The organism is Gilliamella sp. B14448G11 (genome assembly GCF_016101765.1).
Taxonomy (GTDB): domain Bacteria; phylum Pseudomonadota; class Gammaproteobacteria; order Enterobacterales; family Orbaceae; genus Gilliamella; species Gilliamella apicola_N.
Genome location: NZ_JACFPX010000043.1, coordinates 1 through 807, shown reverse-complemented (window position 1 = coordinate 807; position 807 = coordinate 1). Strand labels below are relative to the sequence as shown.

Sequence of the window (807 nt, the reverse complement as noted above, 5' to 3'; positions counted from 1 at the left end):
ATAGGACTGAATTTAGATAAATTAAAACGCTGTGCTATATCAATTCCTATTTTGCGTAATCTAGCTTTATGCATCAGATGCTGACAGCATTAATGACAGTAACGCAATTGTAAATAAAATAGGCGTTGAAGAATATAAATCTTATCTAATTGATTCAATCAACAAAATAAAATTAATTAATGATCCTTCAGAATTTGAAGATTCAGTCTTTATTTTATTAAAAGCCATTGGAGCTAATAAAACATTTCAATTTGATCGAATTAATCAAGCAGGCAAGGCTGATGGTTTTTTTTACAATAGAAAATTTAGCTGTAATGCATGACTGCACTTTACAAGGAAATTTTGAATCATTTAAAGAAGAGCAAATTGAAAACTATATTAATAAATTATGCCAAAAAGCTCAATTAACCTTTTTAACCTTTAATACAAAAAAAATTGATGGTGGAATTACACCTAAAACTATTCAATTAGCAGGTATGGATAATAACTAAAGGTGAAAGCAAAGAATTAAGTGATTTTGATAATGTAAAAGTTAAAGAAATTTCTATTTATGATCTTTGTGAAATATACAAAAAAAGGCTTCATGATATAACTTACAATAATGAAAAATTAGTAAATGATCTTATTTTTATCGGTAAATAATTTTTGTAGTGGCTAAATGTATGATAACGTAACTTCTATTTTATTAAATTAAATTACTGGTTACGAAGCCAAAACAAAAAGCGAAAGTAGATGCTTTATTTATTTTTGAGATATATTTTTATAACTAATTATCAATAACATTAACTTTTAATTTTTTTCTTCATA

1 protein-coding gene is annotated in these 807 nt (G+C 24.9%); it reads left to right on the top strand.

Annotated features, from left to right (window positions below; all coding sequences use genetic code 11):
• The first annotated feature begins 281 nt into the window (after positions 1–281).
• Positions 282–491, top strand: a complete 210-nt coding sequence (locus H3S88_RS13090) for a hypothetical protein (protein WP_198229219.1) — start codon at positions 282–284, stop codon at positions 489–491.
• Positions 492–807 lie beyond the last annotated feature (316 nt).